Origin of the sequence: Mesorhizobium yinganensis, assembly GCF_040081985.1 — a bacterium.
Taxonomy (GTDB): domain Bacteria; phylum Pseudomonadota; class Alphaproteobacteria; order Rhizobiales; family Rhizobiaceae; genus Kumtagia; species Kumtagia yinganensis.
On sequence record NZ_JBEBMH010000005.1, the window covers coordinates 76,638 to 101,722 of the forward strand.

The 25,085-nt window shown below is 62.8% G+C and carries 26 protein-coding genes; 12 read left to right on the top strand and 14 right to left on the bottom strand.

The window, feature by feature from the left end:
* Position 1: 1 nt before the first annotated feature.
* The gene (locus tag ABMA59_RS12210; protein WP_349005636.1) at positions 2-1,027 is read left to right on the top strand and encodes an RluA family pseudouridine synthase; all 1,026 of its coding nucleotides are present in this window, start codon (positions 2-4) and stop codon (positions 1,025-1,027) included.
* Positions 1,028-1,200: 173 nt separating this feature from the next.
* A complete protein-coding gene (gene rpoH, locus ABMA59_RS12215; protein ID WP_349005856.1) occupies positions 1,201-2,115 on the top strand; it encodes an RNA polymerase sigma factor RpoH in 915 nt (304 codons plus the stop codon).
* Between the two features lie 140 nt (positions 2,116-2,255).
* Here rpoH and ABMA59_RS12220 read toward each other — a convergent pair whose 3' ends face one another.
* The 4 genes from ABMA59_RS12220 to ABMA59_RS12235 are packed head-to-tail and all read right to left on the bottom strand — an operon-like array spanning position 2,256 to position 6,915.
* Entirely contained in the window at positions 2,256-2,516 is a 261-nt protein-coding gene (locus ABMA59_RS12220) for a hypothetical protein (RefSeq protein WP_349005637.1), read from the bottom strand.
* Position 2,517: 1 nt separating this feature from the next.
* Positions 2,518-3,750, bottom strand: a complete 1,233-nt coding sequence (locus ABMA59_RS12225; RefSeq protein WP_349005638.1) for an aminomethyl transferase family protein — start codon at positions 3,748-3,750, stop codon at positions 2,518-2,520.
* The gene (locus ABMA59_RS12230; protein ID WP_349005639.1) at positions 3,747-5,309 is read right to left on the bottom strand and encodes a phytoene desaturase family protein; all 1,563 of its coding nucleotides are present in this window, start codon (positions 5,307-5,309) and stop codon (positions 3,747-3,749) included. The genes ABMA59_RS12225 and ABMA59_RS12230 overlap by 4 nt, the downstream gene beginning before the upstream one ends.
* Complete coding sequence (locus ABMA59_RS12235) at positions 5,296-6,915, bottom strand: phytoene desaturase family protein (RefSeq protein WP_349005640.1); 1,620 nt, start codon at positions 6,913-6,915, stop codon at positions 5,296-5,298. The genes ABMA59_RS12230 and ABMA59_RS12235 overlap by 14 nt, the downstream gene beginning before the upstream one ends.
* 164 nt (positions 6,916-7,079) lie before the next feature.
* Between ABMA59_RS12235 and ABMA59_RS12240 the strand changes: the two genes are divergently transcribed.
* The 3 genes from ABMA59_RS12240 to ABMA59_RS12250 are packed head-to-tail and all read left to right on the top strand — an operon-like array spanning position 7,080 to position 9,717.
* Complete coding sequence (locus tag ABMA59_RS12240; protein ID WP_349005641.1) at positions 7,080-7,877, top strand: methyltransferase domain-containing protein; 798 nt, start codon at positions 7,080-7,082, stop codon at positions 7,875-7,877.
* A gap of 27 nt (positions 7,878-7,904) precedes the next feature.
* Complete coding sequence (gene betI, locus ABMA59_RS12245; protein WP_349005642.1) at positions 7,905-8,594, top strand: transcriptional regulator BetI; 690 nt, start codon at positions 7,905-7,907, stop codon at positions 8,592-8,594.
* Positions 8,595-8,634: 40 nt separating this feature from the next.
* The gene (locus tag ABMA59_RS12250; protein WP_349005643.1) at positions 8,635-9,717 is read left to right on the top strand and encodes an extracellular solute-binding protein; all 1,083 of its coding nucleotides are present in this window, start codon (positions 8,635-8,637) and stop codon (positions 9,715-9,717) included.
* A gap of 98 nt (positions 9,718-9,815) precedes the next feature.
* Here ABMA59_RS12250 and ABMA59_RS12255 read toward each other — a convergent pair whose 3' ends face one another.
* Positions 9,816-10,205 (bottom strand): low affinity iron permease family protein, encoded by a 390-nt coding sequence (locus tag ABMA59_RS12255; RefSeq protein ID WP_349005644.1) that lies wholly within the window; start codon positions 10,203-10,205, stop codon positions 9,816-9,818.
* Positions 10,206-10,350: 145 nt separating this feature from the next.
* Between ABMA59_RS12255 and ABMA59_RS12260 the strand changes: the two genes are divergently transcribed.
* Positions 10,351-10,587: a hypothetical protein gene (locus ABMA59_RS12260; protein WP_349005645.1), complete on the top strand. Its 237-nt coding sequence runs from the start codon at positions 10,351-10,353 to the stop codon at positions 10,585-10,587.
* Between the two features lie 166 nt (positions 10,588-10,753).
* The gene (locus ABMA59_RS12265) at positions 10,754-12,061 is read left to right on the top strand and encodes a flavin monoamine oxidase family protein (protein WP_349005646.1); all 1,308 of its coding nucleotides are present in this window, start codon (positions 10,754-10,756) and stop codon (positions 12,059-12,061) included.
* 125 nt (positions 12,062-12,186) lie between these two features.
* On the opposite strand, the gene ABMA59_RS12270 is transcribed toward ABMA59_RS12265, so the two are convergent.
* The 5 genes from ABMA59_RS12270 to ABMA59_RS12290 form a co-directional block, all read right to left on the bottom strand.
* Positions 12,187-12,525, bottom strand: a complete 339-nt coding sequence (locus tag ABMA59_RS12270; protein ID WP_349005647.1) for a DUF3592 domain-containing protein — start codon at positions 12,523-12,525, stop codon at positions 12,187-12,189.
* A 72-nt stretch (positions 12,526-12,597) separates the two neighbouring features.
* On the bottom strand, positions 12,598-13,671 hold the full coding sequence (locus ABMA59_RS12275; RefSeq protein ID WP_349005857.1) for an ABC transporter ATP-binding protein: 1,074 nt from the start codon (positions 13,669-13,671) through the stop codon (positions 12,598-12,600).
* A 7-nt stretch (positions 13,672-13,678) separates the two neighbouring features.
* Positions 13,679-14,491, bottom strand: a complete 813-nt coding sequence (locus ABMA59_RS12280; protein ID WP_349005648.1) for an ABC transporter permease — start codon at positions 14,489-14,491, stop codon at positions 13,679-13,681.
* A complete protein-coding gene (locus ABMA59_RS12285) occupies positions 14,488-15,405 on the bottom strand; it encodes an ABC transporter permease (RefSeq protein WP_349005649.1) in 918 nt (305 codons plus the stop codon). Before ABMA59_RS12285 ends, ABMA59_RS12280 begins: the two co-directional genes overlap by 4 nt.
* A 119-nt stretch (positions 15,406-15,524) precedes the next feature.
* Positions 15,525-15,650, bottom strand: coding sequence for a hypothetical protein (locus tag ABMA59_RS12290; protein ID WP_349005650.1), 126 nt, complete (start codon positions 15,648-15,650; stop codon positions 15,525-15,527).
* On the opposite strand from ABMA59_RS12290, the gene ABMA59_RS12295 reads away from it, so the two are divergent.
* Positions 15,649-17,067: an aminotransferase gene (locus ABMA59_RS12295; RefSeq protein ID WP_349005651.1), complete on the top strand. Its 1,419-nt coding sequence runs from the start codon at positions 15,649-15,651 to the stop codon at positions 17,065-17,067. The genes ABMA59_RS12290 and ABMA59_RS12295 overlap by 2 nt on opposite strands.
* Before the next feature lie 249 nt (positions 17,068-17,316).
* The gene (locus ABMA59_RS12300; RefSeq protein WP_349005652.1) at positions 17,317-18,825 is read left to right on the top strand and encodes a tetratricopeptide repeat protein; all 1,509 of its coding nucleotides are present in this window, start codon (positions 17,317-17,319) and stop codon (positions 18,823-18,825) included.
* Here ABMA59_RS12300 and ABMA59_RS12305 read toward each other — a convergent pair.
* Positions 18,797-19,996, bottom strand: a complete 1,200-nt coding sequence (locus ABMA59_RS12305; RefSeq protein ID WP_349005653.1) for an aromatic ring-hydroxylating oxygenase subunit alpha — start codon at positions 19,994-19,996, stop codon at positions 18,797-18,799. The genes ABMA59_RS12300 and ABMA59_RS12305 overlap by 29 nt on opposite strands.
* A gap of 447 nt (positions 19,997-20,443) precedes the next feature.
* Here ABMA59_RS12305 and ABMA59_RS12310 point away from each other — a divergent pair, with 447 nt between their 5' ends.
* Together ABMA59_RS12310 and ABMA59_RS12315 are read left to right on the top strand one after the other, a co-directional pair.
* On the top strand, positions 20,444-20,854 hold the full coding sequence (locus tag ABMA59_RS12310) for a hypothetical protein (RefSeq protein ID WP_349005654.1): 411 nt from the start codon (positions 20,444-20,446) through the stop codon (positions 20,852-20,854).
* 177 nt (positions 20,855-21,031) lie between these two features.
* Positions 21,032-21,241 (top strand): hypothetical protein, encoded by a 210-nt coding sequence (locus ABMA59_RS12315; protein ID WP_349005655.1) that lies wholly within the window; start codon positions 21,032-21,034, stop codon positions 21,239-21,241.
* 9 nt (positions 21,242-21,250) lie between these two features.
* On the opposite strand, the gene ABMA59_RS12320 is transcribed toward ABMA59_RS12315, so the two are convergent.
* Together ABMA59_RS12320 and ABMA59_RS12325 are read right to left on the bottom strand one after the other, a co-directional pair.
* Entirely contained in the window at positions 21,251-23,338 is a 2,088-nt protein-coding gene (locus ABMA59_RS12320) for a PAS domain S-box protein (RefSeq protein WP_349005656.1), read from the bottom strand.
* A gap of 32 nt (positions 23,339-23,370) precedes the next feature.
* The gene (locus ABMA59_RS12325; RefSeq protein ID WP_349005657.1) at positions 23,371-24,150 is read right to left on the bottom strand and encodes a response regulator; all 780 of its coding nucleotides are present in this window, start codon (positions 24,148-24,150) and stop codon (positions 23,371-23,373) included.
* A 45-nt stretch (positions 24,151-24,195) separates the two neighbouring features.
* On the opposite strand from ABMA59_RS12325, the gene ABMA59_RS12330 reads away from it, so the two are divergent.
* Positions 24,196-24,882, top strand: a complete 687-nt coding sequence (locus ABMA59_RS12330) for a winged helix-turn-helix domain-containing protein (protein ID WP_349005658.1) — start codon at positions 24,196-24,198, stop codon at positions 24,880-24,882.
* A gap of 17 nt (positions 24,883-24,899) precedes the next feature.
* Here the strand turns inward: ABMA59_RS12330 and ABMA59_RS12335 are convergent, their stop codons facing one another.
* Positions 24,900-25,064 carry a hypothetical protein gene (locus tag ABMA59_RS12335; RefSeq protein ID WP_349005659.1) on the bottom strand — a complete coding sequence of 55 codons (165 nt, stop codon included), beginning with the start codon at positions 25,062-25,064 and terminating at the stop codon, positions 24,900-24,902.
* Between the last annotated feature and the right edge of the window lie 21 nt (positions 25,065-25,085).

The window sequence follows — 25,085 nt, forward strand, 5'->3', positions numbered from 1 at the left end:
TATGAGCGATGCTGATAACGAAGGCGAGGGCATTAGGAAAGGGCTGACCGCCGGCGAGCATGCGTCGGGGCAGCGGCTCGACCAGTGGCTGGCGGCAGCGCTCGGCGGCGATTTTTCGCGCAGCCGGTTGCAGGCGCTCATCCGTCAGGGCGCGGTGCGTGTGAGCGGCAACGCCGTGACCGAGCCGAAGCGGAAAATGGCGGCCGGCGAAGAGGTCGAGATCGTGCTGCCGGAACCCGAGCCGGCCGAGCCGCGGGGCGAAAACATTCCGCTCGACATTCTCTACGAGGACGACGAACTGATTGTCGTCAACAAACCGGCCGGTCTGGTCGTGCACCCGGGTGCCGGCAACTGGACCGGCACGCTTGTCAACGCGCTCATTCATCACTGCGGCGACAGTCTTTCGGGTATCGGCGGGGTCAGGCGGCCGGGCATCGTGCACAGGCTCGACAAGGATACGTCGGGTATCATGGTGGCGGCAAAGACCGACCGCGCCCACAAGGCGCTGTCGGAGGCCTTTGCCGACCATGGCCGCGACGGCGACCTCGAACGGGCGTATCTGGCGCTGGTATGGAACATTCCGTCTCGGACGAGCGGAGCCGTCGATGCGCCGCTGGGCCGCGCATCCGACCGGGTCCGCCGTGCGGTCGTCCCGGAAGGGCGGGATGACTCCCGCCACGCCGTTACGCATTATTCCGTGCTGGAGCGGTTCGGTGAGACGGGTGGCTGTGCCCAGGCGGCTCTGCTCGAATGCCGGCTGGAGACCGGCCGCACCCACCAGATACGGGTGCACATGGCCCATATCGGCCATCCGCTGGTTGGCGATCGCGACTATGGCACGGGTTTTCGCACGAAGGCGAACCGCCTGCCGGAGCCGGCGCGCTCGATTGTCGAGGGGTTTCCACGCCAGGCGCTGCATGCCTGGCTGCTGGCGTTCCGGCATCCGGCGACCGGCGAGATCATGCATTTCGAAAAACCTGTTCCCGCCGATTTTGCTAGACTTCTTGAGACGTTTCGCGGTATCTAACGGTTACCTGCTTACCGTTGTTCACTTATGCGTGACACACTGTTTCGGGTTGAACAAAAGCTGTATTTTCGCGTTTTGTTCCTATATAAGCCTGTTTGGCTCCGCCTGGCGAAAATGCAGCGGCGCCATATGCCCGCCTTGATCAGGGGGCAATTCGAAGAGAGGAGGGCGCTATCGTGGCCCAGACACTACCCAGTATCGTTTCCGGAGAGGGCGGGCTTTCCCGCTACCTGGAAGAAATTCGTCGTTTTCCCATGCTGCAGCCGCAGGAAGAGTACATGCTTGCCAAGCGGTACCAGGAGCATGAGGACACCGGCGCTGCCCACAAGCTCGTCACCAGCCATTTGCGGCTCGTGGCCAAGATCGCCATGGGATATCGGGGCTACGGCCTGCCGATCGGCGAGGTGATCTCGGAGGGCAATGTCGGCCTGATGCAGGCCGTCAAGAAGTTCGAACCGGAGCGCGGCTTCCGGCTGGCCACCTATGCGATGTGGTGGATCAAGGCGTCGATCCAGGAATACATCCTGCGCTCATGGAGCCTGGTGAAGATGGGGACGACCGCCAACCAGAAGCGGCTGTTCTTCAATCTGCGCAAGGTGAAGGGCAAGATCCAGGCCCTCGACGAGGGCGACCTGAAGCCCGACCAGATCGCCGAGATTGCAACCCGGCTGAACGTTTCCGAGGAAGAGGTGGTTTCGATGAACCGCCGGCTCTCGGGCGACGCCTCCCTCAACGCGCCGATCCGTGCCACCGAGGGTGAAAGCGGCGAGTGGCAGGACTGGCTGGTGGACGACCACGACAGCCAGGAAGATGTGCTGATCGAGCAGGACGAGCTGGAAAACCGGCGCGGCATGCTCACCAACGCCATGTCGGTGCTCAATGAGCGCGAGCGCCGCATCTTCGAAGCGCGCCGCCTCGAGGAGGAACCGCTGACGCTGGAAGACCTGTCGGCCGAGTTCGGCATTTCGCGCGAGCGCGTGCGCCAGATCGAGGTACGCGCCTTCGAGAAGGTGCAGGACGCGGTCAAGGCCGCCGCCAAGCGCCAGGCACAGGCGCTACGGACCATCGAGGCCCAGCCGGCGATGTGACGCCGGCTTTCCCTCCCCCTTGAGGGGAGGGTCCGGCCAAAGGCCGGGGGAAGGGTCGTTGCGGCCAAACGCTGACGTCACTTTGCGTCGGAGCGGTGCCGCGGGAACCCCTCTCGGCTCGCTTGGCTCGCCACCCTCCCTCAAAGAGGAGGGGGGGCACCGCGCTCCATCCTTTCCAGCCAAGCCTTGCCCACACCGCGCTGGCGGATGATCGGCAGCGGGTCCTCATTGTCCAGCCGAGAGCAGAGCCGGTAAACCTCCAGCGTGTCGGCGTTCATGTCGCCGTGCTTGTGAAAATACATTGCGGCGGCATAGCGGGTGCGGCCGGACCAATGCTCGCCGAGCGGGGTGTTGACCAGTTCCCACTGCTCGGCGACTTCTTCCGGGGTGTCGTCGGCCATTTCAGAACGCTCCGGGCGGGGTCGCTGTGCGGCGGTCGAGTTTGATGAACGGCCGCGTCACGATCTTTGCCCGCTTCATCAGCTTGACATATTGCAGTTCGCGCATCGCATAAATTTCGACCCAGAGATCGGTCGTGCCTTCGCTGCCATAGGCGCGTTGCAGGCTGGCGATGGCGATATTGCGTTTGGCCATGGGAGACCAGATCGCCGCCGAGACAAGGCCGATCTCGCGCTTCTGGTTGTGATAGACGATGGCATGTTCGGCCGGCACGTTGCCCTCTATTTCAAGCCCAACCAGAACATGGGCGGGACCGCCCTTCTTTCGCGCTGCCTCGATTGAGCGGCGGCCGTTGAAATGGCCGGGCTTTTTCAGGTCGACCATGAAGCCGAGGCCGATCTCGTCCGGCATGCGGACGCGATCGGCGCGGATGGCGTGTTCGGCGGTGACGAAGTCGGCATTGGCGACGATCAGGCCGGCTTCGATGCGGGCGGCGTTGAGCGCGTGATAGCCGATGGCGCGGATGCCGAACAGTTTTCCGGCCTCGAACAGGCGGTCCCAGAGGGACAGGGCTTTTTCAGTCCCGACAAACAACTCGTAGCCGAGATCTCCTGTAAAACCGGTGCGGGAGATGGTGACCTCGCCGTTCTCGTGAGGGAAGGTGGCGATGTCGAACGGTTTTAGCTTTTCCGATCCGGCGAAGCCGGCGGCGTTGAGGACGGACCATGAGGTCGGGCCCTGCAAGGCGAGGCCGGCGACGGCTTCGGTCTCTTCTTCGATTTCAACGCTGTAGCCGAGAGTGCTGTCGAGCAGCCAAGGCAGATGCCGCTCCTGGCAGCACAGGCGGAAGCGGGTCTGCGACAGGCGGAACAGGGTGCCGTCGTCGAGCACAAAACCGTCGTCGTCGCACCAGGCGGTGTAATGGACGCGGCCGGGTTTCAGTTTGGTCACATCGCGGAGCGTCAGGCGGTTGAGAAAGGACTCGGCGTCCGGACCCTCGATGCGGTATTTCACCATCGGCGAGATGTCGAACACTGCGGCCTGGCTGCGGATGGCGAAATATTCGAGTTCTTCGTCCCAGAGGGCGGACGGGGCCTTGTAGCCAGCCCAATCGTACCAGGATTGCTGGAGGTTCAATGCGTCCAGGCGTGGCTGGAAAGGGGTGTCCAGCTTCAGTTTTCGGAAGTGCGGTTGAAGGGCCACGCTGGACTGAGCGGAAGCGGCTAGTATTGTCATCCCTTCGTCCCCAATATCCGCTTCGCCGCGTTCATGCCGGGCACGCCGGAAATGCCGCCGCCGGGATGCGAGCCGGAGCCAGCGAGGAACAGGCCGGCAATCGGCGTGCCGTAGCTCTCGGCGCCGAAGACGGGCCGCGACATCAGCATCTGGTCGGCCTGCAATTCGCCATGGTGCCAGTGGCCGCCGGGCAGGCGGTATTTTTTCTCGATGTCGGGCGGCGTGAGGAGTTCGGAATGCAGCACCGTCTTGCGGATGCCGGGCGCGTGGCGTTCCAGCACGGAAAGGATCGCTTCGAGGAATTTCGGCTTGCCGCTCTCCCAACCTTCCTTTAGCGCATAGGGCGCGTATTGAACGGTTGCCGACAGCACGCAGCCGCCGGCGGGCGCCAGTGATGGATCGTCGAGCGAGGGTAGGGTCATTTCCATCGCTGGATCCGGCGAGAATTCACCGTATTTCGCCGGATTGAAGGCATTTTCGACGTAGTTGGTCGACGGCGCGATGACCAGCCGGCCGCGCCGGTGGTCGAGCGGCAAGCCCAAGAATTCCGGGGCTCGATCGAGCGCCAGGTGGAGTTTCGCGGCGTCGCCCTTCATGCGGACGTTTTGGACCCGCCTGACGAAGCCGGTGTCGAGGTGGTGCGGGCCGACGAGGTCGATGAAGGTTGTGCGCGGATTGGCGGCAGAGACGACCGTGGCGGCACGGATTTCCTCGCCGTCGTCAAGCGCCACGCCGGCGGCGCGGCCGTTTTCGACGAGGATGCGCGCGACCGCCGACCCGGTGCGGATCACCACACCGGCCTCTTCCGCCGCGGAACGCAGCGCGTCCATCACCGCGCCCATGCCGCCCGCCGGCTGCAACTGGCCGCCCGGTGCTCCACCGATCTCGCCGGCAAGTCGGTAGTAAAGACCGAGCAGGGAGGTTGGCGAGCGGGGCCCTAGATGGCTGCCGAGCACGGCGTCGAAGGCGAGCAATCCCTTGAGCCGGTCGTCGGATAGTACCTCGTCGACGAAGTCGGCGACGTTCATCAGCAGCACGCGCAGGAAATCGCGCATGTCCTCCTGGCCGAGGCGTTTGAGTGAGAGGCCGGTCATGGCGAAGGCGGCCGTCTCGGCGAGCGCCATGCCGCCAAGGGCGGGCGGACGGCGGGCAAGCAGCGGCTTCAGAATACCGGCGTAGCGGAAAAGCTGGGCGCGGACTTCGGCCCATTGCCGCGCAGCGTCCGGGGAGGCACCTTCTAGTTTCTCGCCATAGGCGCCGGTCAGAATCAAGGGATCGCCGGACGCCGACAGCGCGACGCTGGGAACCTGCCGGGTCGGCGAAAATGTCAGCCCATGGCTTTCGAGGTCGAGCGTCTTGACGGTTTCGGGGTGCAGGCGGTTGAGCAGATGCGCCATCGAAACGCGAAAACCCTGCGCGAATTCATGGCTACGGCCGGCGCCGCCCGTTTCGGTCTCGGCTTCCAGAACGAGCACCTTGCGTCCGGCCTTAGCGAGATAGGCCGCCGCGACCAGACCGTTGTGGCCGCCGCCGATGACGATGCAATCAAATGACGTCATGGGCCGGGCTCATGTGATTGGCGCCGCGCTTGAGATCGCGCAGGATCTCGCTCGCCGCGTTGCGGCCGGGCGCACCCATGACGCCGCCGCCCGGATGGGTGGAGGAGCCGCAGATATAGAGGCCGCCAATGGGTGAGCGGTATTGCGCGTAGCCCGGCACCGGACGGTTGAACAGAAGCTGGTCGAAGGTGAGTTCGCCCTGGAAGATGTTGCCCTCGGTGAGCCCGACCTCGGCTTCAAGCTCGCGCGGCGTGCGCACCTCCATGTGGACGATTCGGTCGCGGAAGCCGGGCGAATAATCGGCGATCTGGGAGATCACGGTTTCGGCGAAAGCGTCGCGATCGGCATCGGTCCAATCGCGTCCCTCTACCTTGGGCGGGCAATATTGCACGAAGCAGCTCATGAAGTGCTTGCCGGGCGGCGCCATGGTCGGGTCGAGCGTCGTCGGTATCATCATGTCAAGGAACGGGTCGGCGGACCAACGTCCGGCCTTCCAGTCGTCATAGGCGCGCTCCATGCGCTCCACCGAGTCGGTGAAATGCAGATCGCCGCGGATCGACGGACTGTCCTTCGGCAGAGCCGGGAATTCCGGCATGGAATCCAGCGCGATGTTGACCTTGCCGGACGAGCCGCGCATGCGGAAATTTTTAACGCGGCGCAGGAACGTGTCCGGCAGTTCCTTCTCCTCGACGAGCTTCAGGAAAGTGCGCTTCACGTCGGCATTGGAGACGACCAGTCTTGCGCGTATCTCCTCGCCGCCGGCCAGCACGATCCCGCCGGTACGTCCGTTCTCAATGAGGATGCGCTCGACCTCGGCATCGGTGCGGATCGTGCCACCGGATGCCCGGAAGGACGCGGCCAGCGCCTTGGTGATCGCACCCATGCCGCCGCGCGCATAACCCCAGGCGCCGACGGAGCCGTCGACCTCGCCCATGTAGTGGTGCAGCAGGACGTAGGCGGTGCCGGGTGACATCGGCCCGAGCGCGGTGCCGATGATGCCGGAAATCGAAAAATTCGCCTTGATGACGTCCGTCTCGAAATATTCGTCGAGGTAGTCGGAGATCGACATCGTCCAGAAGCGCAGCGTGTCGGCCATTTCGCGCGCGCCGAGACCGGCGAATTTCTTGCCGAGGTAGAGCAGTTCGCCGATGTCGCGCGGCCTGAGCGAGGTCGGGTCCGGCGCGGTGCGCATCAGCAGCGGCTGGATGAAGCGGCATTGGCGCGTCACGTCGCGGGCATAGCGGTCGTAGGCTTCCGCGTCCTTTTTCGAGAAGCGGGCGAATTCGCGCCGGTGCGCGTGGTGGTCGCGATAGTTGGCGAGGTAGTCGCCGTCGCGGGTGAACACCGCGCCGCCCTCGTAGGAGATGACCTGCAGGCCGTGTTTCGGCAGTTCGAGATCGCGCATGATCTCGGGGCGGAACAGCGAGCAGACATAGGAGCAGTTGGAATAGAGGAAACCCGGCGTCAGAGAGCGGCTGACCGCCGCGCCGCCGATCCATTCGTTCTTCTCGACGACCAGCACGTCCAGGCCAGCGCGCTGCAGGTAGCAGGCGTTGACGAGCCCATTGTGGCCCGCGCCGACAACGATCGCGTCCCAGCTTTTCATCGCTATTATGTTCCCTCGTTGGCTTCGTTCTGCCACGGGAGGGCGCTTTCTGTCCAGCCATATTGAATGAATGTTCAACAAACGAGCTTGCGTTTTGCCAGCGTTGTTATAGGCTTTGCCGGAAAGACGGCTATAGACCTCGCGCCCGAGACCACACACACGCGATGACCCACGGCCCCGCCGGCGAACCGGAATATGACGATAAGGCGATCCGTTTCCTGGAGGCGCTTTGGGGCGAGGGATATCTGTCTCCCGGCGGCCCCGAGGAGGTCTACCGTGTGCTCGCTGGCCTGTCGCTTAAGGACAAATCCGTGCTCGATGTCGGCTGCGGCGCGGGCGGCATCGTGCTGCATCTGGTCGAGCGTCATGAGGCTGGCCACGTTACCGGTTTCGACATCGAAGAGCCGGGGATCGGCGCGGCCAGGGTGCGCGCAGCGGCGCGCGGCCTGTCGGATCGCACCGCCTTTGTGCAGGCTGCGCCCGGAAAACTACCGTTCGTCGACGCTTCCTTCGACATGGTTTTTTCCAAGGATGCGCTGCTGCATGTGCCGGACAAGGATGCGCTGTTCGCCGACATATTCCGCGTGCTCGAACCCGGCGGCGTGTTCGCGGCCAGCGACTGGCTGATTTCCCATGACGGCGAGCCTTCCGCTGATATGAAGGCCTATTTGGCGGCGGAAGGATTGAGCTTTTCCATGGCGTCGCCGGCGCGCTACCGGTTGGCGATGGAACGGGCCGGCTTCCGGGACATAACATTCGTCGATCGCAACGCCTGGTATCGGGAGGTGGCGCGACAGGAACTGGCGCGGTTGAGGGGACCGCTTCTCGAACGGGCCGTCGCCTCCGTCGGAGAGACCTATGTGGCCAAGAACATCCACACTTGGGAAGCCATGCAGAAGGTGCTTGACAGCGGCGAGCACCGGCCCACTCATCTGCGCGCCTGGAAACCGGCCGACAGTTAACCATACGTGTGGAGCATGACGTCCGCGATGAAGACTTTCGAGAGGGAAGCGCCGGCGGACGGCGAGAAACGCGGTCGAAAGGCTTCCAAGGAGACTCGTCGGCAGCAGTTGATCGAGGCGACGATCGATTCGCTCGCCAAGCGTGGTTATTCCGAGACCACCATGGCCGACGTCGCCGACGGCGCGGGCCTGTCGCGCGGCATCGTGAATTTCCATTTCGAGAGTAAGGAAAAGCTGCTCGTCGCCACGTTGCAATACATGGCCGACGAATATTCGGCGCATTGGCGCGCAGCACTCGTGAAGGCCGGAGACGACCCGGCGCGTCAGCTTTCGGCGCTGGTGCAGGCCGACTTCGACCGTTCCATCTGCAACAAGCGCAAGCTGGCGGCGTGGTGCGCCTTTTGGGGCGAGGCGAAGTCGCGGCCGACCTATCAGGCGCTGTGCGGTGCCAACGACGAGGCCTATCAGCAAGTATTCATCGATCTCTGCCGACGGCTGAAGGAGGACGGCGGCTACGGCTTCGACGCCTTTTCCACCGCACTGGGGCTGAGCGCAATGCTGGAGGGACTGTGGCTGCGGCTGATGATGGGCACCGAAAATGCGACACGCGAGAGCGCGCAGCACGCGGCGGCCGAGTTTCTCGCCTCTGTTTTTCCGAAACATTTTTCCCGCGAGGCGCCGCGCCGACCAATTCCAGCGGTCGCCAAGACCGCCTGACGAAAACCTAACAGAGCAAAAACAAACAGAGGATGGAACGATGACTGGTTTTTCACGACGCATAACGCTTTCGATCGCGCTGGCCGCGGCGCTGTCTGCTTTGGTGCCGGCAATCGCGACGGCCGCGGATGGGGACCTGACGATCTTCGACTGGTCCGGCTACGAGGCGCCGGATTTCCATCCGGACTACGTCGCAAAATACGGCGATTCGCCCACCTTCACCTTCTTCGGCGACGAGGACGAGGCGTTCGAAAAAATACGCTCCGGCTTCAAGACGGATCTGGCACATCCTTGCTCGCAGAGCGTAGTGAAATGGCGCGATGCCGGGCTGCTGGAGCCACTCGACACCTCGAAGATCACCGCGTGGAAGGACCTCAATCCCGGCATCATGGCGATGAAGGATCTCGCCACCACCGCCGACGGCACCGCCTGGTTCCTGCCCTGGGACTGGGGCAACACGATGGTGACCTACAATTCCGAAAAGGTCGACGAGAAGGATATCCAGTCGCTGAAGGCTTTTGCCGACCCGAAGTTCAAGGACCGGGTGTCGATCGGCGACAATGTCGACGACGCCTATGCGCTGGCCTCGCTCGCCATCGGGCTGAAGGACTGGACTGCCATGACCGACGAGCAGTTCAAGCAGGCCTCCGACTTCCTGCGCGAGGTGCACAAGAACGTCCGGCTATACTGGACCGACAACACCGACATCGTTCAGGCGCTGAGCGGTGGCGAGGTCGACCTCGCCTGGGCGTGGAACGACGCCAGCGTGCAGTCGGCGCTGGCTGGCGCTCCGATCAAGGCCAAGAAGGATACCGACGAGGGCCTGTCGACCTGGGTTTGCGGTTATGTCCGGCTGAAGGGCGCGCTGGGCAACGTCGACAAGACCTATGATTTCCTGAATTCGATCAACACCGGTCCTGTTGCGCAGTTCCTGCTGTCGGACTGGGGTTACGGCCACGCCAATGCCAAGGCGATGGAAGCAATCGATCCGAAGGTGCTGGCCGAGAAGGGCTATGACAATGTCGAGAAATTCGTCGACAAGACGCTGTTCCAGTCGCCGGTGCCGTCCGAACTGAAGCAGAAGATGATCGCCGAATTCGAGAAGATCAAGGCGGGGTACTGATACGGCGCGCCGGTTCCCGATCGCGAGCCGGCGTTCATTGGACCAACCATAGTGTTTGGGAAGCCGGGGTTTCGCCCAGGCTTTTCGTCGAGGGCGGCCTACGCAGCGGCTTCTTCCGCTTCGTCTGCGGCCTCGCTGGCGCGTTTTGCCGCCTCCTCGCATTTCTTGCGGATTTCCTCGAGTTCGGTCTCGGTCAGGTGCTCGATGCCGATGAAATGGTTTTTGGCCTTTGAGGTTCGGATCAACTCGTCGAGCTTTGCCTGAAGGGCCGCGCTGTCCCGGTTCTGGGTGTTCTGGATCAGGAACACCATCAGGAAGGTGACGATGGTGGTGCTTGTGTTGATGATCAGTTGCCAAGTGTCTGAGAAGCCCATGAGCGGACCGGTCGCCGCCCAGATGACGATGATCGCGCAACAGGCGAAGAAGGTGACTGGCTTACCCGCCGCGTGAGCGACCTTATTCGCGACCCTGGTGAAGTATTTTTCCATGGCAGCCTCGCGCGCGTTCCCCTGGCGGGAAATCAAGACATCTCTAAACAAGCCAGGCGCCTTGCGAGTTCCGGCACACAGGGGAAACGACGGAACGGGCCGTCGGATCGTGCGTTTCCGGGAACGATCAATCGGAGTTTCCACCATGGTCACGTTCCGGGAAATGCGGGTGCAGGAGATCGTCGAGGACAAGTCGATGAGCACCGATACCAAGATCGAGAAGCTGCGGGGCATCGAATCGGAGGTGCGCGGACTGCAGCGCGCCGCGAGCGAGGGCCCGATGAACCCGAATGACGGCTGGGACGACGATTTGCGCGAGGTGCGCAAAGCACTGGATAGCCTCGGCGCGAAGGAGCCGCCGAAGGGCGCGGCGACGCTTTAGCCATCGGCCGCCACTGAACCCGCACCACGCGCTGGTAGAAGCCTTGTGTGGTCGGCCCCTGACGGTGGACATAGGCCGTTAGCCGGTGGACAATGATCGCGAGGGGCGGCGGCCGTAGCCGCACCTTTGGCAGGCTGGGCTGCCGGTGGAAGGCAGAGGCAGGCCATTGAGTGCCAGAACCGTTCGTTCGCAGGTCATCGTCGTCGGCGCCGGCTTCACCGGCCTTTCGGCAGCGCATCGTCTCAAGCAGGCCGGTATCGACTTCATCGTGCTCGAAGCGCGCGACCGCGTCGGCGGCCGTGTCGAGGCCGCGGAAAACAGCCTTGGCGAACGCATCGACATGGGCGGCCAATATTTCTGCGACGACATGCCGGAGATTTCCGCGCTGGTGCAGGTCTATGGCAAGACGCTTGCGAATGGCCTGTTTGCCGGCAGGTCGCTGATCCAGCCGGAAACGATCGTCGGCACGGTCGACGATCTTTATCGCCGTTCGGCAAGAATACGCGACCGCGCCAACGAACTCGATCCGGACGACCCGTCGATCGCGGACCTGTCGGTGCGCGCATGGGCCGACGAGCAGCCAGACGCCTATGACGCGCAATGGGCGTTCCTCGGCACGATTGAGGGCCTGTGGTGCCAGCCGACGGATCTGCTGCCGCTCTGGTATCTGATCTCCAATGACAGGCGCATCACCAATGAAGTGCCGGAATTGCAATATTTCCTGAGGGAGACGATGCATTCGCTGGCCGAGGATCTTGGCAGCGCGCTTGGATCGCGGCTGCGGCTCGGCGAGGTGGCGCGCAACATCAGGCATGCCCCCGGCAAGGTGAGCGTCCGCACGGATGCCGGCTTGTACGAGGCTGCGCACGTCATCCTGGCTGTGCCGCCGGTGATGGCGCGGCGGCTGACCTTTGAGCCGCCGCTGCCTGTGGAAGTCTGCCAGGCGACTTCGGCCTGGCGCAGCGGCAAGGTGATCAAGGCGCTGGTTCGCTACGAAAACCCGTTCTGGCGCGACAAGGGATTTAGCGGCAGCGTGTTTTTCCTCGATCCGCTCGGACTCTATGCCTGCGATGCGAGCCGCGACGAGGATCACGCGGCGATCGTCGTTTTCGCTGGCGGCAGTCTCGCCGAAAAATGGCGCCGGGCCGGCAGCGAGGCAACCCGCACGGCGATCCTCGACAGATTGGCGGCGGCGCTCGGACCGCAGGCGGCCGCGCCACTCGATTTCACCATGCGCGACTGGACGGACGATGCGTGGAGCGGCGGCGGCTATTCCGATACGATTATGGATTTTTCCGCAAAGGACGCGGAGGCGATCATGCGGCGCGGGCTGCCGGGAGTGACCTTTGCCTCGTCCGAATTATCTCCATCTTATCCGGGTTATATCGAGGGGGCGATCGTGGCCGGGAGGGCGGCGGCGGGCAATCTCCTAGATCGAACATTCATTGCCCCAAGAGGCCAGACGCGATCATGAACCTTTAAGCCGCGAGTAGGGCTTGACGGGCAAGGCTCGTTTGGTCTTTGGACTTTGCGTGCGGCGCCAAATATCAGCGGTCATTGCAACGCCGGAAGGAGCGCGCGAGTCGTGTTTAGAGATTCTTAAGAACAAAGGACGCACCGAGATGGGTCGTTAGGATTTATTTTTACTTTAACCTGCTCTCCTTTCAGTTTTCCGCGAAATGTCTTTCCCATGAACATTTCTGCTTCTGATTCATATGTTTTTCCGTCAAAATCATAACTAACTACCGCGCCATAGTCATTGGGTTCGGTGCTTATTAGTATCTTTTCAACAATGGTGGCTTCAGCTTTGATCCAATCAAAAGACTCTATATATCTTTTTTGTTCCTGCATGGATCCATACAAAAAACCTATTATAAAAATACCTGCAATAATATAAATTAAGTATTCTATCATTTTATGATATATTTTGAGCAACATTAACGATAACGCATAAATTGTGCCGATTTTGAAACGGGGCAGTCATTTTTTGCACTTTGAAATTACGTCTGTTCAATCCGCCATCGCCACCAACGCGTCCGGGTCGTAACCAAGTCTGATCGTAGCGCCGAGCGGCAGGTCGTCGGCGCCAAAATCATTGGTCTCGGTGACCGAAAGCGGCTTGTCCATGCCGGGCACCTCGACGATCAGATGGGTGATCTCGCCGAAATAGTGCCGCGCCACGACCTTGCCCGCGACTTCGTGCTTGGCGGTGGCATCGTCCCACAGCACGCGCAGGCGCTCGGGACGGATGCCGACGGTGGCGGCTGAACCGTTCTTCACATAGGCAGCCGGTTTGTCGGTCTTGATGCGGCCGAAGCCCAGCGTGTCGACGACGATCGACGTGCCGGCGTCGTCGACGATCTCGGCCTTGATGAAATTCATGCCGCCGAGGAAGTCGGCGACCTGGCGGTTGACCGGCCGCTGGTAGATTTCCTTGGGTGCCGCGACCTGCGCGATTTTTCCGCCGAACATCACGGCGATGCGGTCAGACATGGCGAGCGCCTCGTACTGGTCATGGGTAACCAGGATGAAGGTGATGCCGACCGCCTGTTGCAGGCGGCGCAGTTCGACCTGCATCTGCTCGCGCAATTTCTTGTCCAGCGCCGACAGCGGCTCGTCGAGCAGCAGCACCTTGGGCCGCATGACCAGCGCGCGGGCCAGCGCCACGCGCTGCCTTTGGCCGCCCGAAAGTTCGGTCGCGCCGCGCTTGCCGAGACCGGCGAGCGACACCATCGCCAGCGCCTCCTCGACGCGGCGCTTCTCCTCCGATGCGTCGAGTTTCATGCGCTTCAGGCCGTAGGCGACGTTCTGCTCGACATTCAAATGCGGGAAGATGGCGTAGCTCTGGAATACCATGTTGGTGGGCCGGCGGTTGGCGGGCGTGCCTCCCATCGGCTGGCCGTCGATGAGGATCGAGCCGCTGGTCGGGGTGTCAAAGCCGGCGATCATCCTGAGCAGCGTGGTCTTGCCGCAGCCGGAAGGGCCGAGCAGCGAGAAGAATTCGCCTTCCTTGATGGTCAGGTTGGCGTCGTCCAGCGCCTTGAACGGCCCGTAGGTGCGGGTGACGTTGCGGATTTCGATCATTGCGCGCTCAGGCAATGGCCATCCCCATGGTTTGCGTCCGGCGTTCGGCGCGGCGCCGTAAAACTTCGGCGATGGTGAGAAGGATGAAGGAACCGACGAGAAGCAGCGTGCCCAAGGCCAGTACGCTTGGCAGTTTTGCCGCGAAACGCAACTGGCCCCAGATGTAGATGGGCAAGGTCGTCTCCGTGCCGGCGAGGAAAAACGCCATGATGAAGTCGTCGAGCGAGATGGTGAAGGAGACCAGCAGCGAGGAGATGATCGCCGGCGCCATCATCGGCAGCGTCACGCGGCGGAACGTGCCCCAGGCCGTCTCGCCGAGATCGGCCGAGGCTTCCTCCAGGCTGCGGTCAAACCCTTCGAAGCCGGAGGTGAGCACGCTGACCGAATAGGGAATGCAGATCAGCACATGGCCGAGCACGACCGTGAACAAGGTCAGGCCGAGGCCCATGCGCTGCAGCACGAGCAGCATGGAAACCGCCACGATGATTTCCGGCAGGATCAACGGCGCCATGATCAGGCCGTTGATCGGGCGGCGGCCGGGAAAGCGATAGCGGGTGATGGCGCGCGCCGCGCAGATGCCGAGGATGGTCGCCAGCAGCGACGCCGCGATGCCGACGATCAGGCTGTTCCACGCCGCGTCGAGCAAAGCTGAGGTGTGTGGAAGCTCCTCGTACCATTTGAGGGTGTAGCCCGAGAGCGGGAATTTCGGCACAGCCGAGGTGTTGATCGAGAAGATCGGCAGCAACAGCACCGGCAGGTACAGGAACGCGATGTACAGCCCGGCGTAGACGGGCAGCCAGCGGTTGAGCAGACTTTTCATCGCGCCCGCCTCACCAGCAGCCTGAGCAGCAGGACGGAGGCTGCGGCCATGGCCGACACGACCAACATGGTTGAGACCGACAGTGCTGCGCCGAGCGGCCAGTTCAGCGCCTTGCCAAATTGTGCCTGGATGGCGTTGGAGATCATCACGCCGTCCTTGCCGCCGACGAGTTTCGGCGTGACGTAGTCGCCGACGGTCGGGATCATGACGATCAGCAGCGCCGAGATCACGCCCGGCATCGACAGCGGCAGCGTGACCCGCAGAAAACTGCGGATGGGGCCGTCGCCGAGGTCGGTGGCCGCCTCGATCAGCGTGCGGTCGACCTTTTCCAGCGAGACGAAGATCGGCAGGATGGCGAAGGCGGCCCAGGCGTGGGTCAGCGTGATGATGACCGCGCTGGAATTGTAGAGCAGGGCGGTCGAGGGCTCGTCGATGATACCGAGGCCCAGCAGGCCGGAGTTCAGCACGCCATTGTAGCCCAGTATGACCTTCCACGACATGACGCGCAGCAGATAGCTGGTCCAGAACGGGATGGTGATCAGGAACAGCCACAGGCTTTTGCGACGGCCGCCATGGAAGGAGATGTAGTAGGCGATCGGATAGGCCAGCAGGACCGTGAGCACACTGACTGAGAACGAGATGAACAGCGAGCGCAGGAGAAGGTCGCGGTAGATTGGCTCGGTCAGCGCGATGCGGTATTGTTCGAGCGTGAAGGTGTAGTCGACGGTGAGATAGTTCTGCGTCCAGAAGCTGTGGGCGATCACGACAAGGATCGGCACCAGCAGCATGATCACCGCGAAGGCGAGGGTCGGGCTGACCAGCGCCAGTCCCCGGGACGCCTCGGATTGCAGAAGGGGTTTTGCGTTCTTGCGCACCTCCCGGTACGCGGCGGTCCCCTCCGCGGCAGCCGTCATAACAACGGCTCGCCTGTCGCGGATCGCGTGGGCTCACGTTCCATATCTGCTCCCATCCCGAAATGCCGGCCCCTTGTTTCCCGGCTTTCCTTCATCATGGGCCCAAGAGCGGATTGAAATCAAGCGGCATTTCTGTGATATTGATTGAACGGATATTCAAAATGAAGAGAAATGAGTCCGATTTCCGGCAGTTTGCCGGTGGTCGGATTGGCGATCACGAAATTTTCACGGGAGGAGGCCGGCATGGCGGCGGTCCGGGATATCGATGTGTATGACGGCGGTGAAAACCCGGCGACGGAGGCCGTGGAACTCGCCAAGCGGCATCTCGTGCAGCCATGGCCCTATGCCGGCTCGATCGGCAGCGAGGCGCGCGGCCTGATCGGCAGCGGCGAGGGCATCTACATCACCGACAGCGAGGGCCGGCGGTTGATCGACGGGCCGGCGGGCATGTGGTGCGTCAATGTCGGGCACCGGCGCGAGGAACTGGCGCGCATCATGTACGACCAAGCGATGGCGCTGTCCTACAACACGCCGTGGTACACGATGAACGAGCCGTCTGCCGTGCTGGCCGAACGCATCGCGGCTCATGCGCCCGGCGACCTCAACCATGTGTTCTTCACCACCGGCGGATCGTCTGCGGTGGAGACGGCGCTGCGTTTCATGCAGTTCTACAACAATGTGCGCGGTAGGCCGGAGAAGAAACTCATCCTGTCGCGGGGCGGGGCCTATCATGGGTCGACCTATCTCTCCGCCTCGCTGAATGGCCGCCCGCGCGACCGCGACTGGATGGACGTCGCGGACGGGCTGGTGGTGAAGCTGTCGTCGCCCGATCCGTTCCGCCGGCCGGCGGGCATGACGATCGAGGTCTTTTCCGACTTCCTGGTCGACGAGTTCCAGGAAACCGTGAAAAGGATCGGCGCGGACAAGATCGGCGCCTTCGTCGGTGAACCGGTGCAGGCTTCCGGCGGCGTCATCGTGCCGCCGCCGAACTATCTGCCGCGCATCCGGGAGGTCTGCCGGGAGAACGATATCCTTTACATCTCCGACGAGGTGGTGACGGCGTTCGGGCGACTCGGCGAGGTCTTTGCTTCCAGGGACGTGTTCGGCCTCGAGCCCGACATGATCACCTTCGCCAAGGGCGTGACCTCCGGCTATTTCCCATTGGGCGGCGTGATGATCTCGGAGCGGCTGCTGGCGGACCTGCGCAAGTCGAACCATCCGGACGCGATGTATGCGCATGGGCTGACCTATACGAGCCATCCGGTCGGCTGCGCCGTGGCGCTCGCCAATCTCGACCTGCTGGAGGGTGGCATCCTCGACCATACACGCGCGGTGGCGCCGTATTTCCAGGAGCGTCTGCGGACGCTGGAAGAGCTGCCGCTGGTCGGCGAGGTGCGCGGCATCGGGCTGATGGGCTGCGTTGAATGCGTCACCGACCGCGAGAGCAAGGATGCGCTGAAGCTCGACTATGAAGTGGGCAAGCGCATCGACGCGCATTGCCATGCGCTCGGGCTCTTGGTGCGGCCGCTGATCCATATGTGCGTGATGTCGCCGCCGCTGATCATCACGAGCAGCCAGGTGGACGACATGGTGGCGATCCTGCGCGAGGGCATCTCGCGGACGATGGACGATTTGCGCAGGGAGGGCGTCTGGAGGGGCTGATCGCCGGCGGGGATAATTCTCCGGATAGAAGTACCCGCCGCGCCCCCTTCGATATCTCGTGCGAGAAATTGATGAAGGAGGCGCGGCGACGACGCCCTTGGGGCTTGGGCGCCAGTATCGGACGACGGGCACCCCACCCACCGTCACGGATCCGTTGCGGCCGTCAAAACTTGACCACACCTGCAGTCTATCTGCCCCTGCGTCGCTTTGCTGATGGCAATTCGTGTCATTTCGGGGCATGTGAGTGGTATGGCGGGCGTAGACGGGCGAAATCGGGCGGAAAGACCGCTCAAGAGCTGGAAGGAAATCGCTGCCTTCTTCGGGCGCGACGAGCGCACGGTGAAGCGCTGGGAGGCCAGCCGCGGCCTGCCTGTGCATCGCCTGCCGGGGCGGACACGTGCCTCCATCTACGCCTATCCATCGGAACTCGAAAACTGGCTAACCGGCAACCGCGACGCCGAGGCGGCCGGATCTCCGATCACTCGGGACGAACCGGTGGACGCTTCTCCGGCGCCAGCGGTAATGGCTGACGCCCGAACAGATTCTCCTCCGGTATCGGGCGAGCATGCGGCGCGACCGCAAGCGGCCGCGATGCGCTGGCGCAGGCGCGCGTTTCTCACCGGAGCCGGCGTGGTCATCATCACGCTCGCGGCCGGTTATGCCGCCGTACCGCTTGCACAGGACTATCTGATGCCGCGAGCCATGCAGGGCAGGGAGCGTCTTTCGCAGGACGCGGCGGCACGAGACCTCTATCTCTCGGGAAAATACCAACTGGCCCTGCGCACCGGTCCGGGACTAAAGCGGGCGATCCAGTTGTTCACCGAGGCAATCGCGCACGATCCGGAATTCGCGGCGGCCTATGCCGGTCTTGCCAAGGGCTACAATCTGCTCAGCCAATACACCGACACGCCGGCGGAGGAAGCCTATCCCCTCGCCAGGGCGGCGGGCGATCGCGCGCTGAAACTCGACCGGAACCTGCCGGCGGCCTACGCCTCGCTGGCGTTCACCAGCTTCTACTGGGATCGCGATTTCGATCGGTCTCGAACGCTGTTCGAGAAGGCGCTGGCGCTCGATCCGGATTCGGCCGAGGCCAATCATTGGTTCGCGCTGACCGTGGTGCAGACGGCCGATTTCGACACGGCGCTGAAAGCCATCCGCCACGCGCAGGAGCTCGATCCGGATTCCCGCGCGATCCTCGCTAACAAGGCCCTAATTCTTTATCATGCCGGGGATATCGACGAGGCAGGGAAACTGCTTCGGCAGTTCGCCGAGACCGCGCCGGAGTATCCGGCGCCGCATTTTTATCTTGCCGATCTCTATTTCGACCAGGAGCGCTATCGCGAGGCGATCGAACAGGCGCTGATTGCGGCCAATATCACCGGAAACGACGGAATGCGGATCATCTACGAGGCGGCAAGGCAGGGTTTCGACCGGGCAGGCAGGACCGGCCTGCTGGAAGGGATGCTGGCCGAGCAGAAAAGGCAAAACGAAGACGGCCGGGTCCCAGCCTACAAACTCGCCCGCACGCTGGCCCTGCTCGACGAGACCGACCAGGCGCTGACCTATCTTGCGCTGTCGGTGGCTGAGCGGGAGCCGGACAGTCTCGGCATCCGGATCGATTCGGCTTTCCGCGAACTCCACAATGACGGCCGTTTTCGCGCCCTGATGGTCAAAGCCGGTCATGTCCTGCCGGAAGCTGGGGAACCAGTGGCCGTCGCCACCGACCAACTCACGACCGGGACTGAAGCGCCTCGTTAATGCCCCACATGTCCTTCTCTTCCGGTGCGCTTTCGAGTTGGAGCACCGGAAGCATACGGCGAAGATGGTCGTGGTGGGTGCGCACGCCATATTCGAGGTCCGACAGATAAAAACCCTCGAAGGCGTCCGAAAGCATGGACTCGTTCGACCAGACGCTGAGCTGCACGTCCTCGGCGGTCGTCTCGCGGTCGATGCGCAGTGCCAGATAGCGCCCAGCCGCCTGCCGACGGCTTTCGTCGGCATAGCGGTAGATGGCACCGCGCAGCAGCGTCTCGCCGGTCGAGAGCGGGAATTCCTGGTAGAACTGGGCGGTCTCCGGCGTCAGCGCGATCACCATGTTCGGGAAGATGCCGTAATAGATCCAGGCCTTGCGCAGGTGCTCGGGCAGGTGCGTCGCCTCGGGCGAGATGCGCACATAGTTCTTGACGCTCCAGCGGCGGCCGGCATGGGGGTTGTAGGTGGCGAAGGATCGTGACACGCCGTTCTTGAAGGGCTCGTCGAAATACGTCGAGCCATAGAGATCCTGCAGCGCCGGATGCGCCATGGCGACATGATAGCCCTCATTGTCGACGTCGCGCACCGACTTCCAGTTCACCGGCGTCTTCTGCGACCACACGCCGTAGGCCGGCAGCATCTCGCCGACGCCGTAATGCGAAATCTCACTCTGGATCGGCTGCATGAGATCGGCCACCGATGGCTGCGGACCCTTGCGGAAGCGCACGAAGATAAAACCCATCCAGATTTCAAGTTCGAGCGGCGTCAGCCCGAATTCCGTCTTGTCGAGATCGGGGAAGGAGCGGGGCCGCGCCGCACCTCGCAGCGTGCCGTCGAGGTTATAGACCCAGCCGTGAAAGGGACAGACCAGAGCGTTTTTACAATTGCCCTTGTTGTCGGCGACCACGCGCGAGCCGCGATGGCGGCACAGATTGTGGAACCCGCGCACCGCGCCGTCCTTGCCGCGCACGACCAGAGCGCGCTCGCCGACGATATCGATGGCAAGGTAATCGCCGGCATTCGGCATGTCGGAGACATGGCCGACGATCTGCCAGTGATTGCGGAAAATGTATTCCTTCTCGAGCTCGAGAAGGGCCTGGCTGTGATAGCTCCAGCCCGGAAGACCGCGGCGGTCCCAGTCATTGGGCACGGTCACGTCACGGCTGTGAAGATTCATGATTATGCTCTGATTTTTATTGAATGATCATTCAATATAAGCACATTTTCGTATTTGGAGCAATGCTTTACATTTCTTAGCCTCAAAATACGGTGAGCTTCGCGCGGTGTTTCTGTGGTGTTCAGAAGCTCCGATGACCGGCAAAAATCCCGTGATCTCCGCGACTTAGCTCAGGAAGGATGGAGAAGGTTCTCAAACGCGCAAATGGGCGCTGTCTGCCGGCGTCTGGGTAGCGAATTGCCGCTTCACGGATGTAGCTCGGCCGTACGGATAGCCTTGCGCGACGATGGTTCTGGAACGCGGCGGGCCGCAGCGGATGCCTGCCCGGTTGCGGTGTTTCAAACGTGTTACACGGGCAAATACGGGCAGCATCGGGCCGAAACAATGGCGCCTTAATCTTTCCTTCATCAGGGAAAGAAACGACAAAAAGCCGACAGGCAGACGACGATGACCGCCTCCATCATCTTCAGTGATTTCGACCGCAGCTTCACACCGCGCGAGCGCAACCGCATCCTCCCAAGCCTTGCCTTGCGTCGCCGGTCTGCCGATCATCCCATGGCGATGTTTGCCGTTGCTGCCGGATTAGCCTTCATCTCGATGGCGGTTACGCCGTCGTCCGGAACGACATTCGCGTCTTTCGACCGGCCCGACGCGGCGAGCGACGACGTCAAGACGACAACCAAGACCTCGCGACTGCCTATGCGCGAAAGCGATAACGCATGCCGTGGCCAGGCATGGGGCGAGGAAAGCTATGACTGTCTCGTCCAGATCGCCAAGGAGTCCGGCAAGACGGATGCCGTGCGTGTGCGCAAACTGGCGCTCGCCGGTTCGCCTACGGCCACGACGACCGTGTTCTAAAAGTTCCTCCCACGCCGTCTCAGGCGTACAGCGAAGGCCCTTGCCGATTTCCCTGCCGGCAGGGGCCTTTTCATTTCACGGCATCGTGGACGGCGGTGTTCAGGGGCCATCTGTCCATGTATCAATCGACCTTGACCAACCGGCCTCGACGGGCACGACGGTAAAGGAGATTGCTGGATGACGGACCCCAATCCACCGATCGGCAACGAAGTTCCTTCCCATCCCGAGGAGATGAAGACGAACTTCGACCTGCGTGTCGGCAAGAGTATTTCGCTGCAAGGCAGCGCCAGGATCACGCCGGCGGGCATCGTGACGATAGGCGTCACGACCTTGCTGGTCGCGTTGGCGTTTGCCGCGCTCGTGCCTCCATTCCGGGGGCGGAGGTAGCTTCGCCGGCTATTGCTTCGACGAAACCTGCTCGTTGACCATGGCGAGGACGCCGCGCACATCCAGCGTGCTGAATGGTTTCTCGAGGATTTGCGGACGGTGTTCGGCGGGCAGCGCGTCGACCTCGGCCCGTGCGCCGATCATGTCGCCGGTGACCAGCACGAAGCGATCGGCCAGGTCGGGCCGCTTTTCGACAAGCTCCCTGAAGATCGTGATGCCGTTGGCGCCAGGCATACGCAGGTCGCTAAAGACGATGTCGGCATCCTCGTCGGCAAGCACCTCCTCGCTGGTGGTCCAGGCGAGCACTGTCCGCGACTTGATGCCCATCAGCAGCAGCAGGTCCGACAGCGAGGCGGCGACATCCGGTTCGTCGTCGATGATCAGCGCGTGGCTGATGCCTGTCGCCGGCGCCGGGCCGACCGCAAAACTGTCCGCGCCGCCCTTGGTCGCCGGCAGTTCCACGACAAATCGTGCGCCGTTCGGGAAGGCTGACTCATAGGTTATGCGGCCCTTGTGACGCTCGATGATCGACTTCGAGATCGAGAGGCCGATGCCGGTGCCGACGCCCACCGGCTTGGTGGTGAAATAGGACTCGAAAATGCGGTGGCGGATGTTCATAGGTACGCCCGGACCGTTGTCCTCGACCAAGAAGCCGCATTTCCCATTGTCGCGGCGAAAGGTGCGGACCTTGATGCGCTTGTCGCCATTGTTGGCCGCCAGCGCGTGCTGACTGTTCACCAGAAGGTTTGCAACGACCTGGGTTATGTGATCGGGGTCCGCCATGATCGACAGCACGCCGCGAACGAAATCCGTCTCGATCATGATGCCGCTTGAGCGCGCGCCATAGGCCGTCACCTCCATGGCGGCGCGGACGGCGTTGTTCAGATCCATCTCGCCCTGGCTCGGCGGATGCAGCCTAACCATGCCGAGGAAACTCTTGACGATGCGGCCGCAACGCTCGGCGGCGGCGCGCACCTTCTCGGCGCGCAGCTTGGTCTGCGGGTCGGGCGCGAACTCGTGCAGCAGCGTCGACTGGGCAACCACGACAGCCAGCGGATTGTTCAATTCGTGCGACACGCCGGCGAGCAGCGAGCCCATCGCCGCCATCTTCTCGTTCTGGTGCAAGCGGTCGCGCTGGCGGTTGATTTCCTCTTCCGCCCGGTGCTTGTCGCGCAGGTCGCGGATCGAACCGAAGAACAGCCGCCGGTCGGCGACCTTGATCTCGGTTGCCGTCAACTCGATCGGAAAGACCTCTCCGGCCGAGTTCTGCGTCACAGTCTCCATGCGCTGGCCGATCATCGGCGCGCCGCGGCCGGCCATGTATTCGGTGGCGTTGGCGTAGCCTTCGCGATACTTGGTCGGAACCACCAGATCGAGCAGGTCACGGCCGAGCACCTCGCTGCGCTTGTAACCGAACATCTTCTCGGCGGCCGGATTGAACTCGATCACGCCTCCGGTCTCGTCGATGACGATGATCGCATCGAGCGAGGCCTGGATCATGGTGCGGCGGATGATCTCGCTGACATGCGCTTCCGAGAACGAGCGCTCGATGGCGTCGCCGACCGCGAGCGCGACCATCTCGACGGCAGCCTTCTCGTCATCCGACCAGATGCGCTCGCGCACACAGTCGTTGACGGCCAGCGTGCCCCACAAATGGCCGTGGGCGAACACCGAAACCGACAGGAAAGATTTGATGCGCCGCGTCTCGAACTCCTTGCGCAGGAATCCGTCGATTTCGCGGGTGAGGCCGGCGAAGATCTTGCCCTGCCGCACCTCGGCGGAGAGTCGTTCCAGCAGCGGATCGGATTCGATCGTCTCCTGGCTGATCATGGTTGGATTGCCGCCTATGCCTTCAATCGTAGGATCCGCCCAAAAGGCGGCGACAGACTGGGCAAAGCCGTTGCCGGGCATTTCCCGCAACCGGAAAAGGATGGAGCGGTGGGTGTCGAGCGACCGGGCAAGCGCCTCGAGTGCCTCGGGAAGAATCTGCTGCCAGTCGGGAGCCTGCCGCAGCAGTCGCGTCATCCCCAGCGCAGCCACCGTGGTGCCGGTTGTGGCGCGAGGCACTTGCGCCTGCCCGTTCGTCCCGTCAGTCATCGAATGTGTATCCCCTGCGGCTTTCGCCGCGGTCAATTTGTGTCGTCGGGCAGTGCGAAGATGTAGCCCTCGCCGCGTACGGTCCGCAGATAGCGCGGATTGGCCGGGTCGGCCTCGATCTTCTTGCGCAGCCGCATAACGCGGATGTCGACGGCCCGGGAGGTTTCCGGTTCCTCCGTCAGGCCGATCGCCTCGGACAAAGCGGCGCGGGTGAGCAACCGGTTCGGCCGTGTGAGGAAGACTTCAAGCACGTCGAACTCGCTTTTGGCCATGTCGATCGCATGACCCGCCGGTCCGGTAAGCATGCGGCTATCGAGGTCCGCGCTGAAATCGCCGAAGGAAACGGCGCGGCGTGCGTGTTCCTCGCCAGCCGGCTTGGCGGCCTGCGCCTCTTCCGACAGCGGTACACGGCGCAGAACGCTGCGCACCCGCGCCAGCATCTCGCGCAGTTCGTAGGGCTTGACCATGTAGTCGTCCGCGCCGAGCTCAAGTCCGACGATCCGGTCTATCGCGGTGCCGGCGGCCGTGGCGTAGATGATACCGATCGGCATTCTGGAGCGCAGCCAGCGGCCAAGCGACAGTCCATCTTCACCCGGCATGGCTATGTCGAGGATAGCGAGGTGGAAAAATTCCGTCTCGACCGCATCGCGCATCGCCTGGGCGCTGTCGAGCGCGGTCACATCATAGCCGTTGGCGCCGAGATACTCGGCGACCGCATCCCGCAGGTCGGGTTCGTCTTCCACAATGGCAATTCTGGCGCGCAGGACAGTCTGGCCTCCAAACCCGGCGGAAAGTAGATTAGGTGAGAACATAATGTCCAGACCGCTTATGATTTCAAAAGAAGTATCGGAGGGCTGATGGCGAGAAGACCGGTCGTTGCGCTTGCCTGCCTTGATGAGAGGTTCGCGGAAACCTTCGCGGATTATCTCGAACGGCGTGGCTACGAGGCTATTCAGGCCGCCGAAGAATGGGAACTCCGCTCGCTGCTCGCGTCGCCGCAGGTCGACGTCATCGTCGTGGGTGAGAACCTGCCGCCCTCCGCGACGCTCGGCCTGTTGCGGCGTCTGCAGAACGAAACCGATCCTGCCGTCATGCTGCTGCGGCCCAAGACCGAACTGGTCGAAACCGTGCTTGCGCTCGAATTCGGTGCCGCGGATGTCGTCGATATGCCGGCTGATCTGCGCGAGGTCGCCGCCCGCATCGCTGGCCTGCTCAGCCGTCGCGGCAAGCCCGCGCCGGAGCTGATCAGCCTCGAGAATTCGACCGTCGACATAAGGTCGGCTCTGGTCATGCATCGCACCGGGGGCGAAGAGCAGCTATCGCCCGGGCAGGTGGCGCTGCTCAGGCTGTTCCTCGCGCATCCGCGCAAGGTACTGACACGCGATGATATAATCGCGGCGGCACCGGCCGAAAGCAGTGATGCTTTCGACCGGTCGATCGATTCGCGGATCGTGCGGCTACGCCGCAAGCTCGACACAGAATCGATCGTCACTATCCGCGGTTCAGGATATCGTTTCGATCCGCCGGCTGGCTGGCCGGAATAGTCCGGCCTCGGCGGCATTTACAGGCGTACTCCGGCGGACGCCGCCGGCGTTTCTGTCTCGCTGGCGACGTGCTGCAACTGGACACGATCGCGCAACAGCACCGTGGCAGCGCCTGCAAAACACAGAACGACCTGGGCGTAGATGAGGGCGGTCAGAACGCTCGAGGCGAAATTCGTCTTCATTGTCCCTGTCCTCGATCTTCT